Raw genomic sequence first — 16,430 nt, 5'->3', positions numbered from 1 at the left:
ATAGTAACCGAAACTATCTCCAGAAAGGACGGATTTACTAGTATGATAACCAAATTTGATGAAAATCAATCCATTTTACAGATTTTATTTGCATACGTAGACAGTTTAACTATTGAAGGCGTTCCGCCTGTGACAGGTCGCCCACCAATCTGTAGAAAAGCCTTACTGAAATGCTTTTTCTTGAAAACTGTATTTCAAATTGACTCTTTACGCANTGTTATTTTCCGTTGCAGATGCTGCTTACGATAGTCAACGTATTTATGAAATTGCACGAACATGTAACATCTTTGCCATGAATCCAATCAATCCTAGGAATGGTGAACAAAATAAGAGTACACATCGTCGTGTATTATCTCATTTTATACAAACTATCTTTGGTAAACAATTGATGAAAGAACGTAGGAAAATTGAACAACAGTTTAGTAAACTCAAAGATAAAGGGTTGGAACAGCCACGTTGGTATGGTCAAAATCGCTATCTATTGCATGTTCAGCTAGTTTTTCTGATTCATAACATTGCATGTTTATTTTAGTTTTGCAACACCCTCTATATTGATAAGATTCTTCCAGCTTATTGATAAACTCAGTCGCACAAGCTGATGCAGCTGCTACTTCCAGCTCATCATGTGTTGCATCTTCTTTACCATAACGTAAATTCTCTTCTATACTACCTGAGAACAACAATGCCTTCTGAGGTACAAACCCTATTGAAGCACGGAGTTTTTGCAAATCATATGTTTTAACATTTATTCCATCTATACATATTTCACCTTGATCCACATCATATAGACGTGGTAACAGTTTCGCTAAGGTAGATTTACCACTTCCAGTTGATCCAATAATCCCTACTTTTTCACCTTTTTGTATGCTAAACGAAATATCTTTTAAAACGTATTCATTATTTTTCGTATAGCTATAACTAACATTTTTAAATTCGATATTCCCCTCGATTTTCTCAGCTTCGATCGCATTCGCTTCGCTTATAATATCAACCTCGGTATTTAACACTTGCTGTACACGATCCGCAGATGGAAAAGCTCGCGCAATTTGAATAAATACCATGCTAATCGACATAAGTGACATTAAAATGATATTCAAGTAATTAATAAATGCCAAAATCGCTCCTACTTGAAGCGTTCCATTGAATACTTTTTCTCCACCAATCCATAATGTTGCGACAATCCCGCCACTTACAACTAGCATAATGATTGGCATCATTAAAGAAATAAGTTGCACAGCTCGAATATTTATCTTCGTTAAATTTGTATTTACATTTCCAAATTGAGCGATTTCGTATTTTTGTCTTACATACGCTTTTATAACACGCACACCAGATAAATTTTCTTGTAGCTTTGTATTCACTTTGTCCAATGCCTCTTGCACCTTTTTAAATGTACCACTTGCTTTACTTGCAATTAAAATAATCGCAAGTAATAAAATCGGAACAACTACAAGTAATATTGGAAATAACTCTCGCGCTGTTACAAAAACAATAATTATACTTCCGATAAATAACAGTGGACCACGAACCAGAACACGTAATGTCATCGTCATTGCCGATTGAATAGAAGTGATATCATTTGTTACGATCGTTAATAATTTACCTGTTCCAAATGAGTCCCGATTATTACTAGAAAATGTTTCTATTTTCGCAAACACATCTTTTCGTATGTCTGTAGCGAAATTAACAGCTGCTTTTGTAGAATACATCATACACCCAAGCCCTCCAACTAAACCGAGTGCTGCTGCTCCTATCATAAGAAGCCCCATTTTTATTACATAATTTAAATCCCGATTTGCAATCCCAACATCAATGATATGTTGCATAATAGTCGGTTGAATTAAGTCCATCGCAACCTCAAGTACCATAAATAGCGGCCCAATAATAGCGAAGAACATGTATGGTTTTAAATACTGTAATAACTTACGAAATGATTTCATACATAATCTCCTTTTCCCATGAAATTACCACTGAATAATTCATATCCCTCCTTATTTAAGCGATATATTTTGTAATTTCTTCATTACTTCTATTATATTATGTAAATTAATATTTAACATTATTAAATGATAAGTATTAATGACTTTCTGGTCAATAAATGTGCTTTATATTATGTAAATACAAAAACCGCATTCTTAATGAAAAGAATACGGTTTTTCATCTATATTTCTTCAATTGTAAAATTTAAAAACTCAGTCTCAAATCCCTTATTTTTAGAAGGACTACACGTGTAAAAACCTATTTTAATAGGCTCATTCCCTATATCCTCCATTAAATGAGCGATTCTTATTTGTTCCCATTGATGGCTCTTTTTCACATATATTGTATAATCACCGCGTTTTCGAATAATTCGAAAACAAAGTTGTTGCTTAGCTGCTTCAGTTGGATAATCTTGCGTTGACCAGTCAGAATATCCATTATTCGTTACGACAGCACCTAAGTGAGATGGCCCTTCAGGGATATATTCTAAAGATGTTTTTAGCCAACAGTTCTCCGAAATCATAACAAAAAGACCTGCTTGATCGAATTTTGAATTTGGATTCATACGTAACTGAACTTCAGCTTGAAAGTCTGTCATCATCTCATTATAAAATACATGACCATTCATTACTTCAAAACCATAATGTGTTTTAAGCCAAAAATCGGTTTCTGCTTTCGAACGGACAATAAACGCATGATTATCATTAATCTTATAGTACTCAGGTACATTCATTATAGTGAGTTGCTCAATACGTTCTGGTATATACGATATATTCATAGCTCCTCCATAATAAAGCATTTATATAGTCATTTAAAACTCCGCTAATACTGGGAATTTATAACCTTTAAAATCTAACTCTTTATCACCTCGAACCATTAAATACTTGCTAGACTGTAATTCTGTAAACTGTACATCCTCAACCCCTAATTGATCCGGAGAAAAATAAAATTCGATTTCCGTAAACCTTTCATTGATTTCTCCACATAATTCATCTAAAACCGGAAGTACTGGCGCAAATACTCCAAATAATTTCAACTTTTCATTGTCTACTTCATAAACGATTAGAGCATCTAGTTTCTCTGAATAATACAATTTCTCATTCCATTCCGAATCATACATATTCAAATAAAATGAAGGATGGAAGTTTAAAGTTGAAAAACTATTTGAAAGTCTTTGGCTACTATCAATAGTTTCATGTATTAACTGTCTATTCTCTATATTATAGAAATCTAACTTTTTAAGTAGTGAATCGTTATTATTAATATTTTTATCATATGGTATAGTCATCAAATATTCCTGCACAACTTTAAACCCAAATGCTGTATATAGTTCAGGTTTTTCCGTAAACAATAATGCACATTCACATTTCTTATCGATTTCTTCTATCATTTTACCCATTAATTGTGTCATTAGCCCTTGTCTACGGAAATTAGGGTGTGTCATTACTGATTGAATACCCGCTGCATTTATTTTTTCACCATTAATTAATAATGGGAGTGAAAATGCCGCAACATTTGCAATCACTTTATCTTCTTGTAAAAACGATAAAGCTTTATATGTATCATCCCAATATCCTTTATCCGAAAAATCATTCAATGTTTGAGTTTTAATTCCAAACACTTCTTCAAATAAAGGAAATAACTGCTCTCTTTTCGGTTCTTCTATTAGAAGACTTGCCAATTTTTCAACATTCCCCATGTTGTACCTCCAAATATTAAATTCCATTAAATTAGATATACTTATATGACCTACTCTTAAAAATAGAGGTCTTACCAATCAATATACTATCATAAAACATAAAAAAAAAGTCTAATTAATTTTATGTTTTGACTATTTGAAAATAAGTCAAATAAAACAATATTAAGATTTCTGGATATTAATTAGTTTATTATATAAAAATAGCGCTTTCTAATTAGCTTTTACTAATAGAAATACACTATTTATAATAAAATATTTTTATTCTTTTATCCCTTCAAGTCTTTCCTTCGTATTAATTTCTTCTCCACTTATACGCTTTTCAAAAGACTTTCTCCAACTATTTGAAAGTGCATTTACTTCTAATATCCTTTTTACCCCTTCAATATTTTGTTTTTCCTTATGCATGATACGATTAGCAAACGCTACTGAAACACCTTTTGGATCAGACTGTAGTTTTTTTAAGGTATCGACTGATGATACCCATCCTTCTTTTAATACACGAAAATAAAATCCTGTATATCCTGTTTCTTGAAAATATAGTGGTAACTTTGGAATATTATATTTTTTTGCTAATTTAAAACAAGGTTGCCTTGGCTGTGTTACCTGTACGATTGCCTGTCCTAGCTCAAACGTATCACCAATACAAACATCCTCTTCGTGCATACCACTAACTGTTATATTTTCTCCGAAAGCCCCATATACAAGATCTTGATTCAATTCTTTTTCCCAGTATGGATAGTGATCACCAGTATAAACACAAACTGCTTTATCTACTCCTCCATGATGAACTAAGTCAGCTTGTCCATCCCCATTAAATTTTACAAAGGATAAATATACTGGTTCCTTTACTTGTTTCTTATTTATGCCTGTATGAATTACTTTTCCGCCGTATGTAACCTCTTTTGGTAATCCTATATTTAAAGATAATAATCGATATTCATTAGCCATTCTATTTCCTCCTTTACAGGTGTTACATGTATTTTCTCTCGATTAATTTTTACAACCCTCTCTGCTATATAAAGATGATTATAAAACCTCTAAAATCATTGTTCAATTCAATTATTTATATAATAATGATAGGTATAACCTATTATTATACTTGAGGTGATTCCAATCGAATTACGACAACTTGAATACTTTTTAGCTGTTTCAAAAGAATTACATTTCACAAAAGCAGCTGAGAAATTAAATATTTCACAGCCTTCACTAAGTCAACAAATACGTGCATTAGAGCATGAAGTAGGAATGCCACTTTTCGATCGAATTGGTAAAAAAATATCTTTAACTGAAGCAGGGAAGGTTTTATTATCACATAGTAAAATCATTTTTCATGAAGTCGAACAAGCTCGTTCAGCTATTCAGGACCTAAACGGATTACAGCAAGGTTCCTTAACAATAGGGGCTTTGTTAACCGTCGTAAATTATTTACTACCACCAGCTATTTTAAATTTTAATAATTTATATCCCAATATAGAGCTTTCTGTATTAGGGCTTCGTACAGGAGATATTCGTGAAAAATTATTACAAAACGAACTAGATATTGGAATTACATTTCTCCCGGTGCAAGATAAAGAGATTATCTCCATCCCTCTATACAAAAGCGATCTTACATTAGTCGTGCCCACTGGTCATCGATTAGCTGAACGTAACCATGTATCTATTGCTGAATTACAGAACTACCCTTTAATTCTTTTGCCTAAAAATTTCTTTTTAACCGAACTAATTACATCTCATTGTCAAAAGTTAAACTTTAAACCAAGGCCAATTTTAGAAATTAGTACGATGGAATCTTTAATCCAAATGGTTTCCAAAGGAATGGGAATTACAGTGTTACCCAAACCATATATAGACTTTTTACAAAATAAAAACATTCAAGCTATTAAAATAGAAAACCCTACTCCAATAATTGAAATAGGGCTAATTTATAGAAAAGATAAATATATGTGTGCTGCAACTCGAGAATTTATTGAGCAACTAAAAATCACAGTACGTTCTTTCCAAAACTAAACAAAAGAGATTATCCTATGAAACCGTTTCACAACGATCTAGTAGAATAATCTCTTTTCAAAATAAAGTAAACATTATATTTAACTCTTATAAACTTTAATGTACCTTTTTAGATATTGGAATATATTTAGTAAAATATGCACCAACTAGCCATAATACAATTGAAAATAACCAAGTAAAAGCACCGCCAAAATGAAACCAATATGCAAACATATTTAAGATTGCGAGTGAAAAAAAGCAAATAGAAGTTAACGCACTTTGCAATCCTTTTATCCCGGATTTTTTTCTCTTTTGATAAGCAATATACATCGTAAGGACAAGAAAAAAGATAAGAACAAATGGTAACATAACTTTTAGCATTGATAATCCCTCCAGTATAAATGCACTCTTCATATTACCATCTTATCCCATTTATTTTTTAGGCATTAATTCATTCTTAACTTCCTTCCAAAAGTCAGTATAAGTTTTATTTTTAAAGTTCACGTTCACCTCAGAAAACGGCATACTTCCTCCAACTTTCAATGAATACCAGTCATTTAAAAGTGGTGATCCGAAACAAATCTTCATTGTACGATCATGTAAATCGAATAATACAGAATGTAAAGTTCCAAACCATTCTTCATAGTTATGTACAGTAAGTCCATCAGGATATTCTTCTTCTACTAACTTTTTTAAAGACTCTATGCTCACTTGTTCATATCTATTTAAATGCTCATGTAAAACATGATATCTCTTTGTAGATTGTTCTAATTTCCTATTATTTAATTTCTGAATTGATGAACTAACTGCATGGTTTGTTGATACAATAAAAGCTTGGTTGTCACCATCAATCGTTGTTGTGGATTTATGACCGTCAAATATTTCAATATGTACTGCGTTTAAAGGATCAGCTACTATTAAATTAATATTACTAGCAATTGGTATTTCTTCTATTAGTAACTTAGCTTTCTGCACATTTTTACATTTCTCCAACAACAGTCGAATTACTGCAAAACACTGTAAACCATTTACCATTGGCTTTCTTAAACCTGCAATGTTTCCTACTGGTTGACCACATGCTGAAAATGTAACAGATAATCCATGTTCGTTAACCCCTTCTGTTCGACCAAAATATTGAGTAGAAAAACCACTATGTGCATACGCACCTTCAACATGCGTCGAGCAAAAACGCATATCATCTATTACTGGTGACAAATCATAATTCCTTAATACATATGTGTGCTCTAAATCGGTCTTTTTAGGTAATACTGCACAATGACTACAACCTGCTTTCAATAGTGTTTGATAGTAATACATCATATTTTTTGAAGGAATTTTTAACACTTCACAAAACCCTTCAATTTCTTCATTTATGCCTGGACAATGTTTGTTTAGTATATTTCTCGATTCTGTCCAATGGTTATTAGATATTACATTTTCTTCGTGTATAAATTGCGGGATGAGATATGGATTTTGTTTCACGAATTCCCCTTGTTGCTTTCCAATCTCATAATAACTTCCTTTTAATGATGAAAAATACCCCTTTACTTGATACATCAAATCCCCCTCACATTGGATATATCCATATCATACCAAATGGATTTCATTCATCCTTGATGTTTTTTACTATCTTTCTTTAACACCATCCCATATTAATATCTCCACTAATAATTATTTACTAGACAATTAAAGTTTTGTTAATATTGCTGTAATAGCTTTATTTCAAAATAAAGTAGTTTGGATATCAAATGAGCAAAATACTTTGTTAAACCCACTTATAAGCAATCATCTAATTCATGAAATCAAAAAACTTATTTATCAAAATAAAAGGAGAATTTATGTATGAGTAGTTGCAAACCAATTGATAAATTAACTATTGAGGACCTAAAACAAAACCCCATTTGGGAATGGGCAATAGATGAAGAGGAAAACGAAGAACATGACGAAACATGGGTAAAACCAGCGGCAACTACTAATTTTACAGAAGAATTAAACGGTTCAATCGTACTAGGCGAATTATTCTTACATAATGGTGAAAAATTCCCTATGATGTGTGAAATTGATATTGAAGGTGACGAGGCCGTAATTCGTTCTGTTGTTTATTATAAGGAAGCAAAAAATGAGTATATTGCTATAGAAGATATTGTGAAAACGGTCGAAATGCCGTTATCGATTATTATTAATCTTACAATTCATGCAGAATCCAAAACCTTACGCTTCACTGTACATAAAGTAGATATTTATAAAAATTCAATAACAACTAATTTAAAGTAAAGTTGGTCGAAATATAGAAAACCATTATGAAATAAAAACTGGGGAATCATTAACGATTCCCCAGTTTTTTAAACTATATTAAAGTACCCCCTTTTCCACTAAAGTCTCTGCGATTTGAACTGAATTCCAAGCCGCACCTTTTAATAAATTATCGGAAACAATCCAGAGGTGGAATCCGTTTGGCGTATCAGGATCTTTACGTATTCTTCCGACAAATGTATCTATTTTCCCTTCTGCATATAATGGCATTGGATACAGCTGTTCACTAGGGTTATCCTGCAAAATAACACCTGGTGCACCCATTAATACTTCCTTGATTTCCGCAACGGTTGCTTCTTTTTCCAGTTCTATATAAACCGATTCTGAATGCCCTGATACAACTGGAACACGTACACAAGTAGCTGCCATTTTCAGGTTTTCATCTTCTAATATTTTTTTCGTTTCTTGAATCATTTTTACTTCTTCAAAAGTAAAATCATTGTCTGTAAATATATCTACTTGAGGCAGTACATTAAACGCTATTGGGTAATGTTTTTTATCTTTTTTCGCCGGTAATATATTACTTTTCACTTCTTCACCAGCAAGCATAGACTTAGCCTGCTCTTGTAATTCATGAATCGCATGAATGCCAGAACCCGATACAGCTTGATATGTTGAAACTATAATTCTTTCTAAACCGAATGATTTTCGAATCGGCTGAAGTGCTGTTACCATCTGTAATGCTGAACAATTTGGAACTGCAATGATACCTTTATGCTGTTTTAAAGTGTGCGCATTCACTTCCGGAACAACGAGCGGTACATCTTGCGCCATTCGGTACTCACTTGTGTTATCAATTACAATCGCACCACTAGAAACTGCATGAGTTACAAATTGTCTAGATACTTCTCCCCCAGCGCTAAAAAAGGCAATATCTACACCTTCAAAGCTAGTTGTTTTTGCCTCTTGTATAATTATCTCTCGTCCTTTGAATCTTACTTTCTTACCAGCGGATCGTTTTGACGAAAGCAATGTAACTTCAACTATATTAAACTTCATTTCATTCTCTAACAGTTCAATAATTTTTTGCCCTACCGCACCTGTAGCCCCAACAACAGCTACATGATAGCCCTTTTTGATCATCTTTTCTCCTCCAATATCACCTGAATGAATATTTCTACAATTTCATTTTATACAGAATTTAATCATTTGGAAAATTAAAATACATGATATAATCATTCACAAATCATGATAATAAAAGAGGGATCGCTTATGGAAATGAGACATGTTAAAACATTTTGCGCCATTGTGAAGTATGGTAATTTTTCTAAAGCTGCGCACGCGCTAGGTTATGCGCAATCTACTGTTACAGCACATATGAAAGCTTTAGAGAACGATTTACATATTCCTCTTTTCGATCGGTTAGGGAAAAAAGTGCTACTTACAAAAGCAGGTCATCAATTTCATCCTTATGCATTAGAATTACTTTCAATATATGAAAAAGCGCAAGAAATCCCCCAAAATACAGATTATTTAGAAGGTACATTAAGTATTACATCTAATGAATCATTAGCGGTATACCGATTACCACAATTATTACGTACTTACAAACAGAAAAATCCGAAAGTAAATATCGTACTTGAAACGAACACAAATGAACAAGCATTACAAAAATTACGTGAAGGAGAAACAGACGTTGTCTTCATAATTGGAGAAAGTATAGAACATAATGATTTTATTACGCGTACTTTTAGTAATGAAACATTTGGATGGATTTTACCAGCTTATTCCTCTGCACATGCAAATCCATTCCAGTTATTACAGGACACCCAGTTCATTTTTACAGAACAAAGCTGCGGCTATAGGCCAATGGTAGATCGTTTTTTATGTCAAAGCAGGAATATTCCAGATAAAACATTTGAAACTTCCAATGTTGAAGTCATTAAACAATCCGTTATGTGTGAGTTAGGCATTTCAATTCTTCCTTATATCGTTGTACAAGAAAGTTGCCAAAAAGAACAACTATGTTTTCAGCCTATCGAAACTCCATCCGTTATTCAAAGTCATGTAATCTATCATAAATCTAGATGGATTTCCCCGGTATTACAGTCGTTTCTTTCCTTACTTGAACGAGATTAAGAAATTAAGAAATACATATAAAAAGAGTAATTGCCTAATAAGCAATTACTCTCTTTCATTAATTAGTATATTATTTATTAGTCTGTCCCCCACCTGCAATTAATTTACTACCTGAATATGTACCTTTGTTCATAAACACTTGATTAATTAATTCTTTTTGCTCAGCTTCCGACATTACTCCTTTTCCTTCTCCTAAATTCCCACTTTGTAATTTCCAAATCTTATTGTGATCCCCATCAACCTTTTCATATTTTCCTTGTTTCCATCTTTCTAAAATTTCTACATATGTACTTCCCTGCACAAGATCATTACTCTTTACAATATCAATTAAGCTTTCAATCCGCTCTTGTGTAATAAAAATATAACCCCACTTTTGATCAGCTTTCGCTTTTTGATGTGCCATTTCATGTAATGCTGTCTGTATGTTCTCATCTGTCCACTTAAAATTTTTATTAAAACCACTATTTGGCAATGAATAATTGCCATTTTCTAAAATCTTTGCATCTTCTGCTTTTACGTTACTATCAGCTAATACTTCTACTGCTGGAGCAGCTGGTGATGCCTTTTTCGCAGCTGGTTTACTATTATTTAAATAATGCAGCATACCATATGTTAAACCTACTCCGATTACCGCCATACCAGCTATAACACCTATTATTTTCAAAAATGTTTTCATCTCGCTTGTTTCCTCCCAAATATCTCTGTTCTGACTACCTAATTATTTCTTATATAAAAACTGTTACTTCATTCAAAATATCGCATCCCCTATCATATTATTTATATATACTTGCTCATATTGTATTTCTTTTCCTTTAAAATTGAAAGATTATTCTGTTAAATAATGAAAATATTCTACAAATTTTCCCTTTATATTTATAAAGAAACAAAAAAACAACGAGCGCGTTCTACAACACTCGTTGTTTTTACTTTATGCACGATTTTCTTTTAACCACTTCGTAATAGCATCTAACCTCGAAACATCAAAACGTCTTTCTTCACACACGTTCAAATTTTTTGAGTTTCTCACTATTTCTAATTCATTATTTTTTACACTTTTCGCCTCAATTAATTTACAATACTCATCTGTAACAGTATTTAAATTTTCATAATAACGCTGAAACGATTTTGATATATGTAAATGTTTTTCAAAGTTTCTTCTTCTTTTCGTCTCATCAGATACTTTCCGCTTTCTAAGTTCTTCATCGTTCGTATATAAATAAAAATATTGATCCGGAAAACCAATTTCCCTATTTATCATCTTTTCTTTATAAAAATTTTCTATTAAAGATAATGGCTGATTAAATATATCAAAATGAAAGCACCAATTATAACTAAGTGGTTGATATATATCCCCATCGAGTATTACTAATTCATATTGCTCTGACTTCTGAACAGCTATATTCCAGCGCTCAACTTGTGTTTCAAAATACCATGTTCTATGTTCATTTTTTGGCCTTTCAAATAAAGAATTCACTTCAGGTATTATATAAGCACCATAATTCTTTTCTAATTCACGGCACGTGGTACTTTTACCAACAGCGCTTGCTCCCTCAAATGCTATTATCCCCATAGTTTCCCCCTCTTTCATTAACTAAAATTTCGTTGTTTCGCTTTTCTTCCCCATAACTTTCTCCATAAAACAATTGAAGCGATAGTGAGCATGATTGTTGTAATGATACTACCTTCAATTCCGAACGTGCCTCCATGCAATGTTTCTGGTCCATTTGTTATAGACTTAAAAATTGGAGTAGAATATATAGTTGTGCCACTAACTGCAAAGCCATATACATTATATTGAGCCCAGTTCCAAATTGAGTGCCATGCACATATTCCCCACAGACCATCTTCTTTCAATACGTATAAAGCTGCGAAAACACCCACTAATATTATATTCGATATAGATAATATTGTAATTCCCGGATTAAGTAGATGAAGAAATCCAAATAAAAATGAAGTTACAATTATTCCAACCCATATACGACTTCTAACAGAAAGAACCGGGAATAACCAACCTCGTACAATAATTTCTTCCGTTGCCCCTTGTATTAAAAATGCAACTAGAGATCCTACTATTCCTACTATTACTGTTGAGGTAATATGTTGTACTTGCAATTTCACACTCCCCATTAATAATAGTAGAATAACTGGCGTTGAAATAAATACAAACCCTATTAACGCACCTTTTAAATACTTTCTCATCCATTTCTCTTTCCAAAAGCCAATGGATGAAAAAGGTCTTTTTTCTACAAAACGAACCCATATAAATAAAATAAATATAGCTCCGCCAAACGTTAACACCATTCTAACATTGTCATAAATACCTTTCATGAATATCGTTTCAGCTTTTGGTAAAAATAACATAAATAACATAAAAAGTTCGCCTAAAGTCAAAAATATAATGGCTAATATTACAGCAAAGACTGGATGCACCTTTTTTCTCCCTGCTTTTGCTGCTTCAATTATTATAAATGAATTATTTTTCACTTTCTTTTCTCCTTTTATAATATTTAACTACCAACAGTTAACAACCATATTTTACCATAAAAAATGCGATATTAATATTTACTCTAAGTTTTTCTTACATGATTTTGCATAAATCCAAATTAGGAATAATATATAAATAAAAGAGGTGCCTTTGTGCCTTTACTATTATCACCCAGATTACTCAGTGGTATTACCAGCACTTGCTATTTCCCACCATTTGTTGTAAGATAGTAATTAAGGTCAATTTAACACTATATTTTCTTTGCATATTATCAAGTATCAATCAGGGACATTTTGTACTCCTTATGGGTTTTTGATAATATGTGAACTTTTATTTTCATTCAAATAAGGCCGATCATATTGTAATTTTTCTACTTTTAGGAGGCATTACCATGACATTAACAGGTAAAGTAAAATGGTTTAACAGCGAAAAAGGTTTCGGTTTCATCGAAGTTGCAGACGGTAACGACGTATTCGTTCACTTCTCAGCTATCACTGGCGACGGCTTCAAGTCTCTTGACGAAGGTCAAGAAGTTAGCTTCGAAGTTGAAGAAGGTAACCGCGGACCTCAAGCTAAAAACGTTGTAAAGCTATAATTCAAACAATAAAAAGGTTGTTACCAGCAAGGTTAACAACCTTTTTAATATATAACTAAAATTTTTTACATAAAAGGAGTGGTTACATGTATCGCAATCGAAAGAACGATGTAGCAGAAGTACCACCAGAACAAACCCCTGTTTGGGAATGTGAATCAGAGGATTGTTTAGGATGGATGAGAAAGAACTTTTCATTTGAAGAAGAGCCTAAATGCCCTTTATGTAAAAGTAGCATGAAAAGCGGAGAACGTTTATTGCCTAAATTAGGTTAATTTATAATAAAAAAAACCTCTTTTAATTAAGAGGTTTTTTTTTATTATAAATTTATGTCTTCAATATCAGTTCGCACTATAGAATACAATAATGCATCGTGTTGCTTATTTCCTTGATGAATATATCCGCGCAATAGACCTTCCTTTTGAAAGCCGATTTTAGATAACATTCTACAAGAAGTAACATTTTCAGGATATGTAATAGCTCCAATTCTAAACAAACCCAAATCTTTAAACCCATAATCAATAATTTCTCGAGCCGCTTCTGACGCATAACCATTTCCCCAATAACGAGGATGCAGGTCATATCCAATCTCAGATCGTTTACTCCATAATTGTAAATTGTTTAGTCCAATTGTTCCTATTAAAACGTTCGTTTCTTTTAACACAATTCCCCATCGTATTGCCTTTTTCTCAAAGTAATTTTTCGAAAAAGATTCGATCATACGTGAAGCTTGTCCAAACTCCGTAAAAGAATTCATACCGTAATAACACGTTACTTCATCCAATGAAAAGATTTCATATATTTTTTGACAATAAGATTGTTCTATTTCAACTAAACGTAAGCGTTCTGTTTCTAATATAGGAAATGCCATAGGATCACTCCTTTCTCTCTACTCATTCATTATATCAGAAAAAATATTTATAATTACTAAAGTCCTTATTGTTCCATAAATCAAACATTTCTAATGACGCATTCCCTCTTTATTCTATATACACGAATTGGATACCTTCTGATTACTACTCAAACATGACGCTATAATTTCCATAAATCGAATTTCAAATTATCAAGAACTGTAAAAAAAATTGTTTCTTCATTTTCTCCTTCCAAACAACCACCCTACTCCATACATTTATGGTGAAATATAGTTAATATATTATTTTATTGTGGAGGTGTAAATTTCCTATGTATATATTCATCGGCTTATCCCTCTTACTCATATTACTTATTTTTTTATTCGCAAAAAAATTCACACCAAACTCTTTCATGATGACTAACTTTAAAGGCAATAGCTTTAAGACATTTTCAATCGGTATTTTAATCGCTGCCATACTCTCACTTTCATATGGAACTTATCATGCAGTAACATATCAACCTAGTTATTTAGATATTAAATTAAAAAATCAAAACTACACTGTTTTCGGTAATGTAGGCGAATTCGGTTATTTCTCCGAAGAATTATTAAAAAAAGATACTGAAGTTCAACTATATTTCGTCTCTTGGAAAAAAATGCAGTTAAAAAATCCGGTAATACTTATAGAATATCCTTCAGGAAAACAAGAAACATGGAAGCCAAATATCGTATTAATACCGATAAGTAAATTACAAGAAAAACATGATATAAAAGATATTTATCAACTATCACCGTATTCATTTAAAGAATCTGGAGAAATAACATTAACAATAAAAGAAAACAATGTAAAAAACAATAAAATTTCCATTCAAATAAAATAAATAAAAACTGTTCCTTCATTTTGCTGAAGGAACAGTTTTTATTTATTCTACAGTATTATTTATTTAATGTAGCCATTATTTCATTGGCAATATTCTTTCCATTTCCAATACACGCACCAATTCCAACACCGTAATATGAGGCACCAGCTAAATATACATTTGGATAAAGATTTGTCATTTTTTCTTGCAATGCTTGAACCGCTTGATTATGTTCTAAATGATATTTCGGCATTAAATCTTTCCAATTTGTAACTTCAACTACTTCTGGTTCACCTTTAATTCCGAGACTCTTTTCAATATCATATAAAGCTACTCGTACTAATTCTTCTTCATTGTAATCCTTGATTGTTTCATATACCGGATTGGTACTCTTATAAAACATTCTAACTAATAATTTTTGTTTACCCGATGTATGTTTCCACTTTCGACTTGTCCATGTACAAGCATCACAATGTAAATCACTGTTTTCCGTTACAATAAACCCCGTACCGTCAGCTGGTAGTTGTTCATCTAGTATGTCAAATCCTAAATAAATACTAATAAGAGATGAGTTTTTAAATGTATTAAACTGCTCATTTAACTCATTAGACTGTAATAAAGTTTGTGCTATATCATGTGGAGCTGCTAAAACAACATAATCAGCTTGTATTGTTTCATGATTTGCAAAAGAAATCTCATATCGATCTTCTTGTTTACTTACAGCCGTCGTTATAGCACCTTTTTTTACGACAGTTTCAGTCAGCACTTCTTCTAAGCGATTAATTATCGTAGATAGTCCACCTTTAAATGATACGAATTTTTTATTTCCTGCTGATTGAAATTGTGTTTTATTCTCTTCAAAACCTTTAATAATACTTCCATACTTATTTTTATAATCCAGTAAATATGGTAATGTAGATGCCATTGTAAGCTCATTCAATTTACCAGAATATACACCTGAAAGCACGGGAGCAATTTGTCTTTCCACTAACTCTTTCCCTAAGAAACTTTCTAAAAATAGAGCAAGTGATGTATCTTTCGTAAACTCTTTATTTTTCGTTATAAAATCTTTTAAAGCTACGATTTTCCCCTTCGTTGAGACTAGCGTACTGCTAAACAACGACCGGGCGCTCATCGGTATCCCAAATATAGTATCAGAAGGAATCGGATGTAACATGTTTTCAGAATATATGTAAGAAATACCCGTTTCATTATATACCATTTCATCTTCTAAATTTAAATCTTTTACAAGTGGCATAACATATTCATTACGAGCAACGATTGAATCCGCTCCTGACTCCATAATGAAATCCTTTTCTTCCACACTATGGATTTTACCACCTAAATACTCTTCTTTCTCAATAAGAATTAAATTTAAAGCGATATTATAATCCTTTTTTAATTTTTCTAAATAAAACATAGTAGAAAGTCCCGTTATACCTCCACCGATAACAACAACTGTTTTCATATGTGCTGCGCTCCTAACCGATACAATTAATAATTCCTTTTTATTATAACCAAAAGTCCTTATATTCGACTAGCAAGTTGCGCATTCTGTAAGAAATTAGACAATATATTTGAATATA

The 16,430-nt window shown here is 32.1% G+C and carries 17 protein-coding genes and 2 pseudogenes; 7 read left to right on the top strand and 12 right to left on the bottom strand.

The window, feature by feature from the left end:
* The first annotated feature begins 42 nt into the window (after nucleotides 1-42).
* Nucleotides 43-532 (top strand): annotated as a pseudogene (locus tag V6946_RS12215) (transposase).
* Between the two features lie 16 nt (nucleotides 533-548).
* On the opposite strand, the pseudogene V6946_RS12210 reads toward V6946_RS12215, so the two are convergent.
* The 4 genes and pseudogenes from V6946_RS12210 to V6946_RS12195 all read right to left on the bottom strand — a co-directional run.
* Nucleotides 549-1,940 (bottom strand): annotated as a pseudogene (locus V6946_RS12210) (ABC transporter ATP-binding protein); the annotation flags it as partial.
* Between the two features lie 221 nt (nucleotides 1,941-2,161).
* Nucleotides 2,162-2,758, bottom strand: a complete 597-nt coding sequence (locus V6946_RS12205; RefSeq protein WP_001027679.1) for a DUF1349 domain-containing protein — start codon at nucleotides 2,756-2,758, stop codon at nucleotides 2,162-2,164.
* A gap of 33 nt (nucleotides 2,759-2,791) precedes the next feature.
* A complete protein-coding gene (locus V6946_RS12200) occupies nucleotides 2,792-3,679 on the bottom strand; it encodes a GNAT family N-acetyltransferase (protein ID WP_006924139.1) in 888 nt (295 codons plus the stop codon).
* A 258-nt stretch (nucleotides 3,680-3,937) separates the two neighbouring features.
* A complete protein-coding gene (locus V6946_RS12195; RefSeq protein WP_006924137.1) occupies nucleotides 3,938-4,627 on the bottom strand; it encodes an MOSC domain-containing protein in 690 nt (229 codons plus the stop codon).
* A gap of 156 nt (nucleotides 4,628-4,783) precedes the next feature.
* Here V6946_RS12195 and V6946_RS12190 point away from each other — a divergent pair, with 156 nt between their 5' ends.
* Nucleotides 4,784-5,686, top strand: coding sequence for a LysR family transcriptional regulator (locus V6946_RS12190; protein WP_006924135.1), 903 nt, complete (start codon nucleotides 4,784-4,786; stop codon nucleotides 5,684-5,686).
* 96 nt (nucleotides 5,687-5,782) lie between these two features.
* Here the strand turns inward: V6946_RS12190 and V6946_RS12185 are convergent, their stop codons facing one another.
* Both V6946_RS12185 and V6946_RS12180 read right to left on the bottom strand, forming a co-directional pair.
* Nucleotides 5,783-6,046: a hypothetical protein gene (locus tag V6946_RS12185; RefSeq protein WP_006924133.1), complete on the bottom strand. Its 264-nt coding sequence runs from the start codon at nucleotides 6,044-6,046 to the stop codon at nucleotides 5,783-5,785.
* 51 nt (nucleotides 6,047-6,097) lie between these two features.
* The gene (locus V6946_RS12180; RefSeq protein WP_086389119.1) at nucleotides 6,098-7,222 is read right to left on the bottom strand and encodes a C45 family peptidase; all 1,125 of its coding nucleotides are present in this window, start codon (nucleotides 7,220-7,222) and stop codon (nucleotides 6,098-6,100) included.
* A gap of 285 nt (nucleotides 7,223-7,507) precedes the next feature.
* On the opposite strand from V6946_RS12180, the gene V6946_RS12175 reads away from it, so the two are divergent.
* Complete coding sequence (locus V6946_RS12175; protein ID WP_006918644.1) at nucleotides 7,508-7,939, top strand: hypothetical protein; 432 nt, start codon at nucleotides 7,508-7,510, stop codon at nucleotides 7,937-7,939.
* Between the two features lie 78 nt (nucleotides 7,940-8,017).
* Here V6946_RS12175 and V6946_RS12170 read toward each other — a convergent pair whose 3' ends face one another.
* Entirely contained in the window at nucleotides 8,018-9,061 is a 1,044-nt protein-coding gene (locus V6946_RS12170) for an aspartate-semialdehyde dehydrogenase (protein WP_006918642.1), read from the bottom strand.
* A 129-nt stretch (nucleotides 9,062-9,190) separates the two neighbouring features.
* Here V6946_RS12170 and V6946_RS12165 point away from each other — a divergent pair, with 129 nt between their 5' ends.
* The gene (locus V6946_RS12165) at nucleotides 9,191-10,057 is read left to right on the top strand and encodes a LysR family transcriptional regulator (protein WP_006918640.1); all 867 of its coding nucleotides are present in this window, start codon (nucleotides 9,191-9,193) and stop codon (nucleotides 10,055-10,057) included.
* Nucleotides 10,058-10,127: 70 nt separating this feature from the next.
* Here V6946_RS12165 and V6946_RS12160 read toward each other — a convergent pair whose 3' ends face one another.
* From V6946_RS12160 to V6946_RS12150, 3 genes are all read right to left on the bottom strand, one after another.
* Nucleotides 10,128-10,733, bottom strand: coding sequence for a PRK06770 family protein (locus V6946_RS12160; RefSeq protein ID WP_000846978.1), 606 nt, complete (start codon nucleotides 10,731-10,733; stop codon nucleotides 10,128-10,130).
* A gap of 252 nt (nucleotides 10,734-10,985) precedes the next feature.
* Nucleotides 10,986-11,645: a chloramphenicol acetyltransferase gene (locus V6946_RS12155; RefSeq protein ID WP_366981952.1), complete on the bottom strand. Its 660-nt coding sequence runs from the start codon at nucleotides 11,643-11,645 to the stop codon at nucleotides 10,986-10,988.
* A complete protein-coding gene (locus tag V6946_RS12150) occupies nucleotides 11,645-12,541 on the bottom strand; it encodes a CPBP family intramembrane glutamic endopeptidase (protein ID WP_006918638.1) in 897 nt (298 codons plus the stop codon). The genes V6946_RS12155 and V6946_RS12150 overlap by 1 nt, the downstream gene beginning before the upstream one ends.
* A 392-nt stretch (nucleotides 12,542-12,933) precedes the next feature.
* Here V6946_RS12150 and cspD point away from each other — a divergent pair, with 392 nt between their 5' ends.
* On the top strand, nucleotides 12,934-13,137 hold the full coding sequence (cspD, locus tag V6946_RS12145; RefSeq protein WP_000176366.1) for a cold-shock protein CspD: 204 nt from the start codon (nucleotides 12,934-12,936) through the stop codon (nucleotides 13,135-13,137).
* Nucleotides 13,138-13,223: 86 nt separating this feature from the next.
* Nucleotides 13,224-13,409, top strand: a complete 186-nt coding sequence (locus V6946_RS12140) for a cold-shock protein (RefSeq protein ID WP_000286203.1) — start codon at nucleotides 13,224-13,226, stop codon at nucleotides 13,407-13,409.
* Nucleotides 13,410-13,453: 44 nt separating this feature from the next.
* Here the strand turns inward: V6946_RS12140 and V6946_RS12135 are convergent, their stop codons facing one another.
* Nucleotides 13,454-14,005 (bottom strand): GNAT family N-acetyltransferase, encoded by a 552-nt coding sequence (locus V6946_RS12135; RefSeq protein ID WP_000885398.1) that lies wholly within the window; start codon nucleotides 14,003-14,005, stop codon nucleotides 13,454-13,456.
* A 311-nt stretch (nucleotides 14,006-14,316) separates the two neighbouring features.
* Here V6946_RS12135 and V6946_RS12130 point away from each other — a divergent pair, with 311 nt between their 5' ends.
* Complete coding sequence (locus tag V6946_RS12130) at nucleotides 14,317-14,865, top strand: hypothetical protein (RefSeq protein WP_000275232.1); 549 nt, start codon at nucleotides 14,317-14,319, stop codon at nucleotides 14,863-14,865.
* A 55-nt stretch (nucleotides 14,866-14,920) separates the two neighbouring features.
* Here the strand turns inward: V6946_RS12130 and V6946_RS12125 are convergent, their stop codons facing one another.
* Entirely contained in the window at nucleotides 14,921-16,312 is a 1,392-nt protein-coding gene (locus V6946_RS12125) for a protoporphyrinogen oxidase (RefSeq protein ID WP_000860337.1), read from the bottom strand.
* Nucleotides 16,313-16,430: the final 118 nt, after the last annotated feature.

This window comes from Bacillus sp. PPSBB_2 (assembly GCF_045291115.1).
Taxonomy (GTDB): Bacteria; Bacillota; Bacilli; order Bacillales; family Bacillaceae_G; genus Bacillus_A; species Bacillus_A cereus.
This window is presented reverse-complemented; position numbering and strand designations above follow the sequence as displayed.